19 protein-coding genes and 1 pseudogene (1 of these 20 only partly in view) are annotated in these 15,000 nt (G+C 57.5%); 19 read left to right on the plus strand and 1 reads right to left on the minus strand.

What is annotated here, in order from left to right; translation table 11 throughout:
• From CGLAMM_RS10910 to CGLAMM_RS10990, 17 genes and pseudogenes are all read left to right on the plus strand, one after another.
• Positions 1-519 (plus strand): annotated as a pseudogene (locus CGLAMM_RS10910) (hypothetical protein); the annotation flags it as partial.
• A gap of 223 nt (positions 520-742) precedes the next feature.
• Positions 743-2,116: a DNA circularization N-terminal domain-containing protein gene (locus CGLAMM_RS10915; protein ID WP_418115688.1), complete on the plus strand. Its 1,374-nt coding sequence runs from the start codon at positions 743-745 to the stop codon at positions 2,114-2,116.
• Positions 2,117-2,168: 52 nt separating this feature from the next.
• Positions 2,169-3,479 carry a phage baseplate assembly protein gene (locus CGLAMM_RS10920; RefSeq protein WP_418115256.1) on the plus strand — a complete coding sequence of 437 codons (1,311 nt, stop codon included), beginning with the start codon at positions 2,169-2,171 and terminating at the stop codon, positions 3,477-3,479.
• On the plus strand, positions 3,476-4,069 hold the full coding sequence (locus tag CGLAMM_RS10925) for a phage baseplate assembly protein V (protein WP_394818673.1): 594 nt from the start codon (positions 3,476-3,478) through the stop codon (positions 4,067-4,069). The genes CGLAMM_RS10920 and CGLAMM_RS10925 overlap by 4 nt, the downstream gene beginning before the upstream one ends.
• Before the next feature lie 64 nt (positions 4,070-4,133).
• On the plus strand, positions 4,134-4,610 hold the full coding sequence (locus CGLAMM_RS10930) for a phage GP46 family protein (RefSeq protein WP_394818672.1): 477 nt from the start codon (positions 4,134-4,136) through the stop codon (positions 4,608-4,610).
• Positions 4,607-5,680, plus strand: a complete 1,074-nt coding sequence (locus tag CGLAMM_RS10935) for a baseplate J/gp47 family protein (RefSeq protein ID WP_394818671.1) — start codon at positions 4,607-4,609, stop codon at positions 5,678-5,680. Before CGLAMM_RS10930 ends, CGLAMM_RS10935 begins: the two co-directional genes overlap by 4 nt.
• Positions 5,677-6,219 (plus strand): putative phage tail protein, encoded by a 543-nt coding sequence (locus tag CGLAMM_RS10940; RefSeq protein WP_394818670.1) that lies wholly within the window; start codon positions 5,677-5,679, stop codon positions 6,217-6,219. The genes CGLAMM_RS10935 and CGLAMM_RS10940 overlap by 4 nt, the downstream gene beginning before the upstream one ends.
• On the plus strand, positions 6,219-6,458 hold the full coding sequence (locus CGLAMM_RS10945; protein WP_418115689.1) for a hypothetical protein: 240 nt from the start codon (positions 6,219-6,221) through the stop codon (positions 6,456-6,458). The genes CGLAMM_RS10940 and CGLAMM_RS10945 overlap by 1 nt, the downstream gene beginning before the upstream one ends.
• Before the next feature lie 299 nt (positions 6,459-6,757).
• On the plus strand, positions 6,758-7,390 hold the full coding sequence (locus CGLAMM_RS10950) for a hypothetical protein (RefSeq protein ID WP_418115690.1): 633 nt from the start codon (positions 6,758-6,760) through the stop codon (positions 7,388-7,390).
• Between the two features lies 1 nt (position 7,391).
• Positions 7,392-7,709: a hypothetical protein gene (locus tag CGLAMM_RS10955; protein WP_394818668.1), complete on the plus strand. Its 318-nt coding sequence runs from the start codon at positions 7,392-7,394 to the stop codon at positions 7,707-7,709.
• Positions 7,710-7,714: 5 nt separating this feature from the next.
• Positions 7,715-8,239 (plus strand): hypothetical protein, encoded by a 525-nt coding sequence (locus CGLAMM_RS10960; protein WP_418115691.1) that lies wholly within the window; start codon positions 7,715-7,717, stop codon positions 8,237-8,239.
• The gene (locus tag CGLAMM_RS10965) at positions 8,236-8,955 is read left to right on the plus strand and encodes a hypothetical protein (RefSeq protein WP_394818666.1); all 720 of its coding nucleotides are present in this window, start codon (positions 8,236-8,238) and stop codon (positions 8,953-8,955) included. The genes CGLAMM_RS10960 and CGLAMM_RS10965 overlap by 4 nt, the downstream gene beginning before the upstream one ends.
• The gene (locus tag CGLAMM_RS10970; RefSeq protein ID WP_394818665.1) at positions 8,952-9,572 is read left to right on the plus strand and encodes a tail fiber domain-containing protein; all 621 of its coding nucleotides are present in this window, start codon (positions 8,952-8,954) and stop codon (positions 9,570-9,572) included. Before CGLAMM_RS10965 ends, CGLAMM_RS10970 begins: the two co-directional genes overlap by 4 nt.
• On the plus strand, positions 9,562-9,903 hold the full coding sequence (locus CGLAMM_RS10975) for a hypothetical protein (RefSeq protein WP_394818664.1): 342 nt from the start codon (positions 9,562-9,564) through the stop codon (positions 9,901-9,903). Before CGLAMM_RS10970 ends, CGLAMM_RS10975 begins: the two co-directional genes overlap by 11 nt.
• Complete coding sequence (locus tag CGLAMM_RS10980) at positions 9,900-11,279, plus strand: CotH kinase family protein (protein ID WP_394818663.1); 1,380 nt, start codon at positions 9,900-9,902, stop codon at positions 11,277-11,279. The genes CGLAMM_RS10975 and CGLAMM_RS10980 overlap by 4 nt, the downstream gene beginning before the upstream one ends.
• Positions 11,266-11,688 carry a hypothetical protein gene (locus CGLAMM_RS10985; protein ID WP_418115692.1) on the plus strand — a complete coding sequence of 141 codons (423 nt, stop codon included), beginning with the start codon at positions 11,266-11,268 and terminating at the stop codon, positions 11,686-11,688. Before CGLAMM_RS10980 ends, CGLAMM_RS10985 begins: the two co-directional genes overlap by 14 nt.
• 152 nt (positions 11,689-11,840) lie before the next feature.
• Positions 11,841-13,586, plus strand: a complete 1,746-nt coding sequence (locus CGLAMM_RS10990) for an SIR2 family protein (RefSeq protein ID WP_418115693.1) — start codon at positions 11,841-11,843, stop codon at positions 13,584-13,586.
• Positions 13,587-13,882: 296 nt separating this feature from the next.
• Here the strand turns inward: CGLAMM_RS10990 and CGLAMM_RS10995 are convergent, their stop codons facing one another.
• Positions 13,883-14,062, minus strand: coding sequence for a hypothetical protein (locus tag CGLAMM_RS10995; RefSeq protein ID WP_394818660.1), 180 nt, complete (start codon positions 14,060-14,062; stop codon positions 13,883-13,885).
• A 516-nt stretch (positions 14,063-14,578) separates the two neighbouring features.
• Between CGLAMM_RS10995 and CGLAMM_RS11000 the strand changes: the two genes are divergently transcribed.
• Entirely contained in the window at positions 14,579-14,785 is a 207-nt protein-coding gene (locus tag CGLAMM_RS11000; RefSeq protein WP_394818659.1) for a hypothetical protein, read from the plus strand.
• Positions 14,785-15,000: the 5' portion of a cell division protein ZapA gene (locus CGLAMM_RS11005; RefSeq protein ID WP_394818658.1), read on the plus strand. It continues 126 nt past the right edge of the window; only the first 216 of its 342 coding nucleotides appear in the window; the start codon lies at positions 14,785-14,787; the stop codon falls past the right edge of the window. Before CGLAMM_RS11000 ends, CGLAMM_RS11005 begins: the two co-directional genes overlap by 1 nt.

Here is a 15,000-nt window from a genome sequence, read left to right on the forward strand (position 1 = left end):
CAATTGGAGCGGCGCATCGGCGCGGCTTTCGTGCCTGTCCTCAATGTCGCCACGCGCGTGCTACATGGTGTTACCGTCGCTTTCGATTGGCTCGACAAAACTCGTCACGGTTTTGCGTCCGCTATAACGGGCGTGGTTGGCGTGGTGCTGGGCGTGACCGCCGGGTTAGGTGCGCTTGGCGCAATCATGATCCCATTGCGGGCCGGATTAAGCCTGGTCAACGCAGTGACAGCGGGCTGGCTATTCCGGCTATTCGGGCTCCGCTCAATCCTCACGGTCGTCGGCCGCGCATTGGCCGGCCTCCTTATTGCGATCGGCCCGATTGGCTGGGCGATCCTGGGCGTGACCACGGCCGTGATCGCGGGTTACGAGCGTGGAAGCACTGGGATAAAATCAAGCCTTATTCCAGCCGAGCATGGCACTTGTCAGCCTGGGCCAGCTGGCTGGGCGAGAAGTCATGTGGCCCTCCGGCACTTCAGCCTTTTTTCAGAGCAGCACGTTCAAGCAATGGTCGGATAAGCCGGGGCCCGTTTGCTCAGCCGGGGCTACAGGAATCGATGCTGGCTGCCAATGGCGTATCGGCGCAGCATAGCGGAAAATTCGAGCTCCACGTGACGCATGACCGGCGTGAAGGTCAGACAGACATCCGGCCCGCAGCGCGTCTCTATTAAGCCTGATCGTGGGCGCATGGTGGCCATCCCATGAGCGCTTTTGACGGATTGACGGGTTGGGCGCGGGGTCGTTGGGCAGCCAGACCGATATTCTTGGCGGCATTGCCGGACCCGCGTTCAATCAACTGCTGTCGATCGCGGCCTGGCGTGGCGTGCGATTTGCCATGCCGAACGTCCAGGAAGAGACGGGCCGCCGCCTCCTTCAGCTCTACTTCCCGGGGCGCAGTGATTTTCGCATGCAGGATTTTGGCGCGCTCGACGGGCCGATCCGCGTTGAGGGACTGATCATCGGGGATGATTATGTGATCCGCGCCAAGCGCATGCGTGACGCGTTGCGCAAGGCGGGTCCTGCCACGTTGGTTCATCCCTGGCTGGGGACGATGCGCTGCCGGATTCTCCAGACCGGGACCATCGTTTTCAGTGACGGCAATATTCGCCTGGCACGGTTCAGCGCCACATTCGTGCGCGATCCGGCCCCGAAAACGAAGCGCGGGCTTTTCGGGCGAGTTGAAGACACGCTGACCTCAGTCCTGGAGACAGCGGACCGGTTGATGGATGAGGCGCTGATCGCCGCGCGGCGCATCCTATCTCCGGCTACTCTGCCGCTGGCTTTGATAAGTGCTGCGACGAATGTTGTTCAGATCGCGCAGGGTGTCTGGAATGCGGTCGCGGGCAACACGGCCCCTTTAAGCGTGCGTGATGCGGCGGCACCAGCTTTGTCAACGCTCAATGAAGGGATCGCGATCCCGGCGCATAATAATGAGACGGAATTTGCGGATCGCCTGGCGACGCTTCTCGTTGATGTTCCCGCATCCATCGCCAGCTCGGTTTCAGGTAGTGGCCGCCCGGCGATTGCCTCGGCTGAGGAGGTCGTGGGTGAGACCAATAATGTGCTGGACGCACGGCAGGTCACGCCGCTTCTCATTTCAGCCGCGTCGGCCTTACGAGAGAAAAGCCGAACTGCTGAGAGTGCGGCGGCCGATGTCAATGCTGTGCGTGGCCTGTCACTTGTCAATGAAGCCATGCTCGCCGCCCAAATCGTGGCTGCGGCGGCGGCGCTGATCTACCAAAGCCAGGAAGATGCGATCACCTGGCGAGACCGTCTGGTTAAAATGCTGGACGAGATTGCCGCCGACATCGACCGCATAAACGCACGTTCATCGGCGACCGTCCCTACAAACGGCGTGGCACAGGCCATCAGTGATTTGAGGGCAGCGGTCACGGCCGATATTTCTGAAAGGCTCGGCCGCTTGCCTACTGTCTCTTCCGTGACTTTACCGCGCGCGATGAGCAGCTGGCTCATCGCTTACAGTGTGGGTGGGGACCGTCCAGAAAAAGTTGAGGATTTATGGCGGGATATGATTTCCCGCAATCATATCCGGCATCCGGCTCTATCGGGGCCGGGCAAATTGAAGCTGCTGCAAGAGGTAACGTCAGATGGCTGACGCTTTGGCTTCAGCTCCAGCCTCATCAACGATCCATGTGTCTGGCGCAGGCATGGTGGCATTCATCAATGGCAAGCGTCTGAAGAGTGCAGAGGCCATCGAAGCCGGGCGCGATCTGGCGGAGATCGCAGGGGCCTTCCGCATCTCCTATCTCGATACGGCACGCGCCTTTGATGCGCTGGGCGGCGACAAGCCGGAATTCGCCATGATTAAAGAGCATGATCACGCGGAAATCCGCATCGGGGATGAGACGGTGCTCAAGGGCTTCGTGGATGCTGTCCAATTGCGTATCGCCGATGGACAGGTTGAGGCCATCATTTCAGGCCGTGATGTCACGGGTGATCTCGTTGATTGCTGCGCCAATCCTCTGGGACCGGGTGAATACCGCCAGGTCGATCTGACGACGATTGTCGGACGATTGACCAAGCCTTTCGGGATACCGGTGAAGTCCGATATCGATCCCGGCGCACCTTTCACACTGGTTGCGGTTGAGCCGAGCGATCGGGTTTTAAGTGCTGTGGAGAAGCTCTCACGTCAGCGTGGCGCGCTCGTCGTGTCCGACGGTGTCGGAGGACTGCGATTGACGCGTGCGGGAACGACCCGCGCACCGGGTGCGCTGCGCGTCGGCGACAACATAATCGAGGCGGAAACGCAGATCGACGCGCGTGGGCATTTCTCTGACATCTACGTTAAGGGCGCGTTCAAAAGTGTTTTGCGGCCGCCAAAAGCCCCGCTTCATGCGGGTATGAAACCGGGCAAAAGCAATCCCGCACCATCATCCACCTTGAGTGCGAGTGAGATCGAACGCCGTGCCGTGCTGCGTTACGGCCACGCGATTGACCCGTCATTGAATCGCTATCGCCCCGCCGTCTTTCTCGCCGCCACGCAATCAGGCGGCTCGGAACCGACTCAGATGGCGCAGGACGTCAAGCTCGATTCAACGGCGGAGGGCCTCAGCGCGCATTATGGTCCTGCGCCTAAAGCCTATCACGGGCAAAAACGCCATAAGAAACGCAAAGCGCGCCCGCCGCGTCAGCCGAGCAGTCCCTGGACATTACAGGATCAAGCCGACTGGCGCATGCGCACCACCCGCGCCCATGGCACGATCCGCCTCTACACTGTGCAGGGCTACGGCGTGCATGGCGTGCTCTGGCGGCCGAACACGATTGTCTATGTTAGTGACCCCTATGCCGGTATCGACCAGGACATGCTAATTGGCGCAGTCACCTATGTGGCAGATGCGAGCGGATATCGGACCCGCATCAGCGTCGTGCCCCTCGACACATATGATTTGACTGGCGCGCAGGATCGCGTGCAGCGCGGTATGCGCCGAAGCGGCAAGATCAGGGCGCGGGCGCGATGAGCGATGATTTGACAGGTTTAGTAATGGGGCTGCGCGGCTTATTTGCGCGTGCGGTGATCCATGACCTTGATGATGAGGCAGGGGACCAGACGCTCACGCTCGCCACGCATCTCGGCCATGTAAAAAGCAGGGTGCCGGTGCATTATCCTTTTGGCTTCACCAGCCACGCTCCGATTGATGGTGCCGTGACGATGGTGCTGCACGCGGGAGGTGATCACGCGGACCCGGTCGCCCTGCCGCCTGCGAACCCGATGACGGCCCGCATGGGCGGATTGAAGGAAGGCGAAACGGCGCTTTACGACGCGGCGGGGCAAAAACTTCATTTCCGCGACGGTCGCCTGGTGCAGGTCGATGCGCTGGAAGAGCTAAACGTCGCCATTGCCGGAAAGACCGTTTTGCGTGTTACGGAAGGCAAAGTGTCAATTGACGGTGTGCTGCACGTTAATGGGGATGTTGAAGTGCAGGGTGACGCGAGACTTGACGGCACGTTGACGGCACAGCAGGATGTCAAATCTGCCGGGATCAGCCTGAAAAACCACGCGCATCTTTCAGCGCAGCCTGGTCAACCGACGAGCCCCCCGCAGGAATAATTCCCCCTCCGCGTTGAAATCATGCAGCCTGAATATAAGTGCTGCGTAAGAGCATCATGGTCGCATGGATATTACCTCGACCCTTTTGATGCGGCCGGATCAGGATGGTCTTCTGGACCTCATCATATCGCCCACGCGTGCGGGTCGCGGCACGCTGGCAGTCGATAAAACCCTCGCAACTTCGGCGCTGATCGCATTTCAAAGTGATCGACGCGCCCAAGAGGATGACGAACTTCCGAACTCTTTGGATGGTTTGCTGAGCCAGGTGGATGCGCTGCGCGCCAGGCGGGGTTGGGTCGGTGATGTCCTGCTGGACGGCACGCGGCTGGGCTCACGGCTTTGGCTTTTGTCGCGCGGCAAATATGATGAGCTCGACCGTCGCCTTGGTGCTGCTTACGCAGAAGAGGCGCTTGACCCGATCTGTGATTGGCACGGCGTCGATAAAAGCGTGTCCGCCTCGCTTGAGAACGGCAACCGCCTAAGTGTCAAAGCGGTGATCGGCCGAGTGACGCTTTCCTACCGTGTGGGGGGCGGCGTATGAGCTGGCCGATCCCTTCGCCCTCAACACTTGCACAACGCATTGCCGCCGCCATGTTGACGCAGCAATTCACGGCGTCTGACGGTTCAACCGTGCGGCTCGACCCCAATGCGCCCCAGACGCTGGAACAGGTTTTAAGCACGGTCTGGGCTTTGGCATTAAGCGAAGTCTACGGCCACATTCGAGACGCACTGCTCGAAATGATGGTCACCACCGCCACGGAAAACGGCCTGCTGCCCGAACATGCGGAAATGTGGTCAACGCCGCGCCGCCCTGCCGCTGCCGCAATAGGCAATGTGCTTGTGACAGCGTCAGATACAGTGACACTGCCGATCAACACGGCCTTCGTTTCAGACGGTGCCGTCCAATGGCTTGTAACGAAATCGACGACGCTGGCGCCGGACAGTGCGAGCGCCGTGCCGGTCAAGGCTTCCGTGACGGGAACGGCGGGCAATCTTGCAGGCGGGGTCGCTTTGACACTCGTCTCACCCGTTTCGTCGGTGAAGAGCGCCGTCACGGATCACGAGGGCATTGCAGGCGGCGCGGAGGTGGAAGCGGTAGAGGCGTGGCGCGCGCGCATTATCACCGCGATCCGCGCGCCAATCGGCGGCGGGACAGCATCCGATTACACGCGTTGGGCGCAGGATGCGGGTGCGGCCTATGTTAATGTGATCCCCGGATGGATGGGCGCGGGCACGGTGGGTGTCATCATCGCGATGCCAGGTGCGGTAATTCCGTCGCCATCCCAAGTGCATCAGATACAGGCAGAGATCGACCTGAAGCGGCCGATCCGCGGCAATGTGACCGTGGCTGCGGCATCGGTCGCACCCCAAAACCTCATTATCGCGCTCAATCCAGATACGACGCAGGCGCGGCAGCAGATCACGGCGGAATTGAAAGCCTATTTCCCGTCCAAATCGATCGGGGGGAAAATCCATGCAGCGGAGATCGCTGCTGTGATCAGCACGATCAACGGCACGGCCAATGATCTCATTGAGCCGCGGGCTGACATTCAACTCGCTCCGACCGAGATTGCCGTGCTCGGCGCGATTCAATGGCAGGGCGCGTCATGAGTCGGTCTGCCGAACAGATTCGCGATGAGTGGGTCAACGACCTGCTACCGACAGGGAAGTGGGCGCGCGGGGAGGGCAGCAACCTCTCACGTTTTCTCCTCGCATTCGCCGTGCCGCTGGCAGGGCTGGAACAGGATATCGAAGGGCTACGCGCCGAGATTTCTCCACGTGATGCGTCAGCGCTCTTATCGGATTACGAGGCCGTTCTCGGGCCGGACCCGTGTGGGCGGGATGTTGGCGATCTCTCCATCGCCCAACGCCGGTCGCTCACATTTCAGCGCTGGGTCGCGTCCTCTGGCGTGAGCCGCGCTTTTTTCAAGCGCCTCGCTGAGGCGGCCGGTGTGACGATCGAGATCATAGAGCCCGAGCTCCCAGTGCACGGGCCGAGCCGCTGCGGCGTGCAGCGATGCGGCACGATGTCACTCCGTTTTATCTGGGTCGTCCGATTGCCCAATCACAGCACCGGGCTGGAATGCCCGATGCGTCGTCTCGCCCCGGCCGACACCACTCTTGTTTTTAAATATGAGGATGACGCCTGATGGTGGATTACACCCAAGCCTCTGGCCATATCGTGGATGCGAAAGGTCGTCGGCAATATGCGGATCAAGACCCCACGAAAGGCGTGCAGGGCACGGTTTTGGAGGCGGCTGATCATAATCAATTACGTAATGAACTAGTCTACCTTATTCATAAAGCGGGGCTGGATCCGTCGAATGACGTGCTGACGCAGGTTTATGACGCAATAAAAAAATCGTTGATGCGGCGGCCACGTCCGTAGATGTCGGGTTTACGCCCATCGAACAAGGCGGCGCGGGCGATCAAACGACCGATAAAATCAATATTGGCAATGGGCCGACCGGTGTTTCACTCTACGTCAACGGCCGGAAAATCGGTGAGATTGCCTACACCAACACCTACCTGCCTCTGACAGGCGGGACGGTCCAATATCTTATCGCCAAGGATGATATCACGGCCGGGGCAAGTTCGACGCCTTATGGCGGTACAGGGCCGGACGCAGCACCGCAGAAAAACGACATTGTTCATTTTCCCGGCCTTAAGGCGCTGGGATACGGGAAAATGGCGCTCTCGCTCGAAATCACCGATGCAGTTCAGGTCGGCGGGGATAAAACAGCGGCGCGGCTGGTTTTCACGGATTATGGCGGTGTCGATCATGTGTGGTATTTCGGCGCGCGCAATCGCGTGCTGGACCCGTCGGGATGCTATCTCGACGCGCTTCCGCGCGGTGCGATCATCATCTGGTACGGCGAGAAAAATGCTGTCCCGCTCGGATGGGTGATTTGTGACGGCACGAACGGCACGCCGGACCTGCGGGATCAGGTCGTGGTCGGTGCAGGTAATAATCCGATCGGCAAGCGCGCGGGCGATTGGACAAGTTCGGCCTCGACGAATGTCCAGGGTTGGCACGGGCACGGTGGCAACACGCTCGATCATCAACTCACCGTTGATGAGATGCCGAGCCACAATCACGAATTTAAATATCACAATGTCGATTATGAAGGACATAAAGGCCAGGCGATGAGCCCCTTGGCGCAGGACAATGACAAATGGCCCATGCATACGGAATGGGCTGGCGGCAATCGTGGCCATAGTCATGGGCTCAATTGGGATGGCAGCCACTCTCACTCCGTGCAGGTGAGCACGCAGCAGCCCAGCGTTTATCTTCACTATATTATGAAAACGGGGCAGTGAGATGGCAGACTTTGTCCTCAAACGCGGCGCGTCTTTCGCGCTCACCTGCCGAAATCTAAACGCGGATGGATCGCCGCGAGACTGCCACGCCGTCGAAATTGCAGCACAGTTGAAAGATTCCAAAGGCGCGCTGATTGCCGATCTCGATGTCGGTAAAATTAAAAATGACCCGGCAGGCTTTACCCTGAGTTTCCCGGGCTCGACGAATTCCTGGCCGGTCGGGCTCATGCAGGTCGATGTCAAATTCACCGAGGCAGATGGCCTCGTCTCCTACTCGGAGACGTTACGCATCGCCTGCGTCGAGCGCGTGACGGATTAATGACGGTGGCCGTGGACCCTGCCCGTTCAAACGGGCGACGCAACATCCTGATCAGCGCCACCGCGCCAGGCGCGGAGGGTCAGCCGGGTCCGCGGGGCGTCGGGCTCGAAAAGATATCCATCACGAAGGATGGAGCCACGCTTGAATTAACGCTCTCGGACCACTCGATTCAATCCGTGCAGCTCGCACCTTTATTGGCTCTCGTGCTTGCGCACGCCGAAGGCATTGTCACGACTAAAACGGCAGATTTGAAGGCGCAGATTGGACAAAAACTCGGCGTCGATCAGATTTATGAAGACGCTTCAGGCTGGTTGAGGCCCGTCAAATCGCGAGGCGTCCTGCCCGAGGATTTCACACGGAATGGCCCGGTATTTATCGCGGGCGACGCTTATGTGTCGCGCGCCAAGCCCATGCCGAACGGGCTCTATCTCATCGGGTCAAGCCCCGTCGTGATGACGGATGGCTCGGTCCATTACCCTGACACCATCAGTAATTCCGGCCTGCTCGTGGCCGAGGGAGGCAAACTATGACTGACATTCCATATCCGGCAGCGCCTAAGGGCCTCGCTCTGGATGACTGCACTGTTTCTGGCGATGGTGGTCGGACACGGCCGACCCTGGCAGATTTTGTTGCGGACACGTCGGGCCTCGGTGGGAGTGTCGCGTCTGCCGTGCAAGCCGCTGCCGAAGCCATTCAGAAAGCGCAGGAAGCCTTTAATGGAGCATTGGATGCGGCGAAAGCGGCCGAGGCTGCGCAGAGTGCAGCCAATGGTGCTGTCGCTAAAACGGATGTTGCGCTGCCGGATTTTGACCAGGTCGCGGGGATGAGGAAAGGTGTCCTTGCAGCGGCTTCCGCCTCTTACTCCGGTGCCCTGCTCGGTCAGGGCGCGCAGGTGAGTTGGAATGACCCACCCGGAAGTGCCGGGACGAGTTTCACCAACATCTCGCCGCCCGGCACGACGGGGGGCATAAATTTTTCAATGTTTATTCCGGGACGACGGCTCTTGATAGCAACCGATGGGGCTACCGCCTTTATACAGATTGGGGGTTTAGCCACCTCGGTTTGCCGGGTAGCACGGCTTGTCAGTGGACCGGCCGCCCAGACAATGGCAACTGGCAATTCCTCAATTTCTTCTGCGCCGCGAAGTCCTACATCATCAATGAGAACGATGCTACGAACGTCAATTCAGCGGATGCATCCATCATCGCACGCGGCGGCACCGGTAATGGCTACGATGCGGAGTTGAGCATTCGGGCGGCATATTTCGATTCAGATCAGGATGGCGTCACGAATCTGGGCGGTGCAGGAAATCGGTTCAATAATCTGTTCCTTGCAGGCACCGTTAATCAGGTCTCGGACGCCAACGAGAAGGACGTATTACAGGCGCTGCTGGAGCCGGAATACGCTGATCGCGCGAAGCTCCTCGCATTTTATGACGCCCTCAGTCCCGTCTTATATCGATATAAGACGGCCGTGTCGGATAAGGCCGGAGATGCCCGGACGCATGTCGGCGTTATCGCGCAGGCTGTGGAAGCCGCATTAAAGGATTCAGGGCTCGACCCAGCAGAGTGGTCGCTTTGGTCGCAAGAGCCGCTGATGAAGAAAGATCAGATCGCCGTCGAGACCACTGAGGAAAAGAAGATCGTCGATCCGAAGACCGGTCTTGAGACGACGCTTAAAATTCCAAAAATTGACTATCGTTATGAGACAAAGCCGCTTCTGGATGAGAACGGTCAGCCACGTGTCCGACAATCTCTTAATTATATCGAGCTGCTCATGCTGATGAGCACATGTCAAATGATGAAGCAACGGGATTTTGAAACCCGTCTCGCAGCGTTGGAGGCGGCGCAGCATGGCAGCTAAATGGGAGCATGGCGTCCCTGTTAAGACGCATCTGGCTGTTTCAGGTGTCTATTCTCTGCAACAGCCGATCTTCGGCGATGTCGTGTATCGCCTTTTGCTGGCTGGCGATGCTTCGATCGACATTGATGCAGGTAAGGCGGCCGAGCGTCAATCCATGACGATCGTCATTCAGCAGCCTCTGGACGGAGGATGCGAAGTGGCGTGGCCGTCCGGCGTGAAGTGGCAGGAGGGCCGCGCCCCTTTTGTCGATAGCCGCCCGGCCGCCATCACAGTCGCCACGTTCACGCGGATTGACGATTCTGACTTACTCTTCGGGAGGGTTGGATTTTGAGCAACGATGTCAAAATCCCGACGACGGGTTTTATCAATAATGGCGGCGTCCTAACGCTCGGCCCGAAAGTGGTCGAAGAATTCAAGACGGTCACAATTGATCGGCCGTCGCGCGTCATGCGCATTCTCATTGACGGGGAGCTGTCAAATCCCAACGCGTCAGACGTGCCGATTTCGGTCTCATTTTATGACGGGACCCTTCCGCTTTTCAGTGCGGTTGGCCTGCGCAACGTGCAGGGTCAATCGAGTCAGGAGGCTCTGAAAAAGAATTATAACCTCAAGCTGCGGCGACCTTCCAACGGCAAGAAGCTCTACGTGAAAATGGGCGATTGGTCGCCGACCTGGACGATCACGCTGAAGGGTTACGGCACGGATCGGACCCTTATTCGGGAGACAACGGCGACCGCACTGTGGCGGCAAATTCATGCCCACCCTGATGGGCTTTTGGCCCCGACGTCAGCCTATCAATATTGGGATAAAATGAATTGCGGCACGAACCTACGCGCCATGTTCAGCACGGACGGGCTGCCCTGTGAGTTGTGGTGGAACGGTGCATTCCAGGAGCTCGTCGTTTGGCGGTCGCGGACGACAAATGCCGATTATTTGATGGATGAAAACAACCGTCAGCATATCCTGATGCAGGCTCAGCATACGTGGAACGTCTGGGATCGCGATTTCGACAGCCGCGACTGGACCGTTCAGTCCCCTTCAATTGACGGATACGAAGATCAGGAAGACATCTCGCAGAAAGCCGCTGACGTCCAGGCGGCGTGCGAGAGGCTTTTCAAGTGGTTCCAAGCCTGTCGCGCCGATGAGACTCAATTACGGAAGGACATGCATCAATATCTACATGTGCGGTCGTGGCTTGATTACCTGATCATGATCAACGTCACGGGTTCGTATGACTCGATGCAGAATAATTTGTTTCTCGGCACCTGGGACGGGGAGCGATGGAGTGTATGGCCGTTTGACCACGACCGAACGTTTGGCATCACGGCCTGGCAGGATCGGGCGGCCGCCGCGCCAGATAAGATTGGCTGGATCACCGTGCGCGGCGGCACGGCGGACCAGGATCCGGGCATCTTCGACATCATTCAGCGGAATCTGCGGCCGGAGCTCCGAGCGCGCTGGGCCGAACTGCGGCTGGCAGGCGTTATTTCAGCCGAAAACCTCACCAGGATTATCCGGCGGCAGATCGCGCTCATTGACGGCGCTTCCATGACGGACGACCTCGAAAATTGGAGTCGAGGCGGCGAAAATACAGTGCGGCCGGACCTGGCTTATGATGGGCGTTGGTCGATCTCTTACATTCAAGAGTGGTTTCGCGGCCGGGTGGCGTGGATGGATGCGCAGTGGGGTTTCGATGCTGCTCTCTAACCTCGGTGCGCTCTGGCAATCTTACGGGTCGTTTGTGAGTGACTTCATTGCGGGTGTGGCAGGCTGGTACGGCAAGGCCGCCGCCGCACGTGTGTCTGCCCGGCGCGACAGGCTTGAGGCAGGGGCGCAGGCGCTCCGGCTCAATGAAGACCTCATGAGGCGGAATAAGGTCGTGGCTGATGAAAATGAGCAGCTTCGGCGACGTCAATGGCGGCTGATGGATTGCGTTCAAGACCTCTATGCCGAGGCAATCGCCGCGCGGCTCGTCGTGTTTGATCGGGATGCGACGGCGAGGAAGCGCCCGACACGGTTTCAGCCATTGCCACCTTACCCGTTTCCGCTAGAGGTGGGGGAGGGGAAGGGGGGCATTGAGTCGTTGAAAGCCAAAGATCAGGCGGTGATGACGTAGACGAAACTAAAAGTATCGAAAGCATGGACTCTCGTGTGGGAAGGTCTTACGGATCACGGAGATCAAGGGTCTGGCTGTTTTTGTTCTCAGAAAAGATCTCATCATCTTCAAGCTGATGGTCATGCCTCTTGAAAGCCGTAGAGGAAATCAAGATGCCCGATATGAGTCCCATTACATCTCTCGCGTTCTCCATGCGATCCAAACCCGGAGCCTACGCTATGCTCCTTGGATCAGGAATTTCGAGTGCTGCCGGAATTCCGACCGGTTGGGGCGTCGTCATCGAACTCATCAAGAAGCTGGCCGCTGCTGAAGGGCATGATTGCGGTGACCGGCCGGAAGAGTGGTATAAATCAGCGTTCGGGAGCCCGCCGAGTTACTCCGAGCTTCTGGAAAAGCTCTTCAAAACAGAAACCGATCGTCAGCAATATTTGAAAAGGCTTTTCGAGCCAACGCCGGAAGAGCGAGAACAAGGCAAAAAATTGCCGACTAACGCCCATCATGTCATCGCTGAACTTATGGAAAAAGGCCTCGTCAAAGTTGTCGTCACGACGAACTTCGATCGGCTCTTGGAGCAAGCCTTGGCGTCGAGAGGCGTGCCTCATGTCGTCATCGATAGTCCGAGTAAAGCGAAAGGAATGATGCCCCTCCGTTTCGAAAGGAGCTGCATCATCAAAGTCCACGGCGATTATCTCGATCCGCAGATTCTCAATATTGAAAAAGAACTAGGTTCTTTCGACCCTGCGACCTTGAACTTAATCAAACAGGTTTTTGACGATTACGGCGTGGTCGTATGCGGTTGGTCGGCGACCTACGATACAGCTTTGCGAGAAGCTATAAACGGCACGGTGGATCGTCGCTTTTCCTGGTATTGGACGAGACGCGATCCGTTGGAGAAGGCTGCGCAATCCGTTGTCGACGACAGAAAAGCTTCGCTTATCGACATCGAGTCGGCAGACAAATTCTTCGCTGACCTTATGAGCCGCATCCATGGATTGGAGGAATTCGATCGACCGCACCCGCTTGACGTCGCCGCCGCAGTAGGGGCTGCAAAACGGTATGTTGGTGACAATTCTAAACGGGTCCAATTATACGATCTTTATCATGACGCCCTGACTGATGCTTTGACAAATTGGTTCGACCGCCCTCCTCAAGAACCCGTAATACTGTCCCCGCAAACGATGTGCGATCGCATAAAAGCGTATGATGCGAGTGCTGAGACAATCGTTTCTCTGACTGCGACTGTGGGGCGATGGACTTCAGGAGAATTCGATTCCTTCCTGTTAGATGCGGTAAGCGAGTCCGTCCGGAACGAACCTTACCATTTCGACACGCCTCATCAATCGTGGGAACCCGTATGCGAGTATCCGGCGCGGCTTCTCTATTATACCACCGGGATGGTAAGCCTCCTCACTAACCGTCCTTCTCTCTTCTCAGAACTAATGTTGACGCCAACGCCTTCTGAACGGAATCTGGATAGCGTTGCAGCTGTGCGTTTCAGATTCGCTCTGAATCCATACCCAGCGATGTTCTCGCCCCTTTTTGGGGGAGTAGGCAAAGCAGTCCCTTTGAGCACGTGGATGTATACTAAGCTGAGAGAACCGTTTCGCTCCTTAGTCCGATCGGACGAACACTACGAACTCCTTTTCGACACATTCGAATTTTATCACGCAATCCTTTATCGAGCTCTGCATCCATCTAACTTAGCGGGAATGCCATCCGGTAAGTGGTGCGTTGTTCAACAAGATCGCGAAGCTATGATCCAAAGCTTAGAGCACCAGCGGCTCAGATATGGCGGCAGAGCCTTCGTGCAGGAGTGTATGAAAAATATGGGCAAGACGTGGAACTTGGAGTTTCTTCTCGAAGGGATTCAGAACATTTGTGCTCAAATGAATTTCTGAATTTGTTCCTAATGCCAACAGTTTCTTCGTATCCAGTTGCTCTGAGTTCAATTCTTCTCAATGGCAGCAGCGGGAGACGAATGGATCCGCCTCTTGGAGTTGCTCCGCCTTCGGACTCGGTGACTGATCAAACGATGTGCCCAAAGACAAAGCTTTATCGGCACTGTTTTTTGCGAACCTGAGAAAATCGATTTTGACAACTTGTTCGTCCGCCAAAATTCTATGTGATTTTTCCGGTAACCAAGCTTCTCCGGGGTGAAAAACCTCTTGCCTCGAGTGAAAAACCTGACGGCCCGCTACAGCGCCTGGATCATCTCGACTTGTTGTCGAATTTGCGCCTCACCGTCAAAATCGACGCGGAACGCGGCGGGCTGATAACGGTTCAAGACGGATTCGAAGCAGGACAGAGCGTCGCCACCCGAAAATGATGTGGCGGCGGCCAGGTAAAGTTCCGTCCTGTTGGCGGCGTCGTGCATGTACAACATCCTTATTCTGTGGCGCCATTATCCAGATATTCTGATAAGAGGTGCTGCTGATAATGTTCCGGGAATTCGGGTTTTAACTTTAAGGCTGCGGGTCGCTCTGATAAAATCTCAGCGCCGCATGTTTGTGCCAACACTGTCAAAGCGGCCCGTTGCGCGGCGTTTCCCTGAAAAACCACGCCTGAGTGCCCCCCACGCAAGGAGGTCGCGGCCAGATTGGCCGAGTCACCACAATCAACTACGGACGGAATATCGAGTCCTGAGACGATAGCATGCCACCAGGGGAAGCCCATCAGGGCAGCGCAATCAACGGGGGAAATGAAAGTGATCCGCCGACCTCGTGACCATCCGGTGACACGTGCGGCGGTCAACCGGTCGGAAATTTCTATGAAACGGCCATATGATTTCAATCGAACCCTACCCCCTTGACGCTTGGAGCCGAAAAAGCTTCCCTGTCCCGGTCATTATGTCGTGCACCGCGCCGCCGCATATGCATTGGAGAGCTGAGCCATGTCCGCTGACGATGATCCTCTAACCCGTTTGGAAGCTGCTATGCAACGTATCGCCTATGCCATTGACCGGCGCGCGGCGACTGAACCTGCGCCCGCGTCGGAAGCCTCGGAGGAGAAACGAAGTGTCGCCGCGCACATCGACCTTCTCATCGCACGTATCGATGACGTGCTTGAACGCTGCACATCCGAAGAAGAGGATCGTTGATGGCTCAGGTCACAATTCAGCTCAACGGTTATAATTACTCAGTCAATTGTCGGGATGGTGAGGAGAACCACCTCCGGGCCATGGCGGCGGAGATTGAGAAACGCTTTGACCGCGTGCGGGGCCTGGGCACGCAGGGTGGGGAAGCGCGCACGCTTGTGCTGGCCGCACTATTGATGGCGGATGAGATTTCTGACCTTTCCAAGGCGAAGCTCCCC

It is taken from the genome of Sorlinia euscelidii, from assembly GCF_036452135.1.
Lineage (GTDB): Bacteria > Pseudomonadota > Alphaproteobacteria > Acetobacterales > Acetobacteraceae > Sorlinia > Sorlinia euscelidii.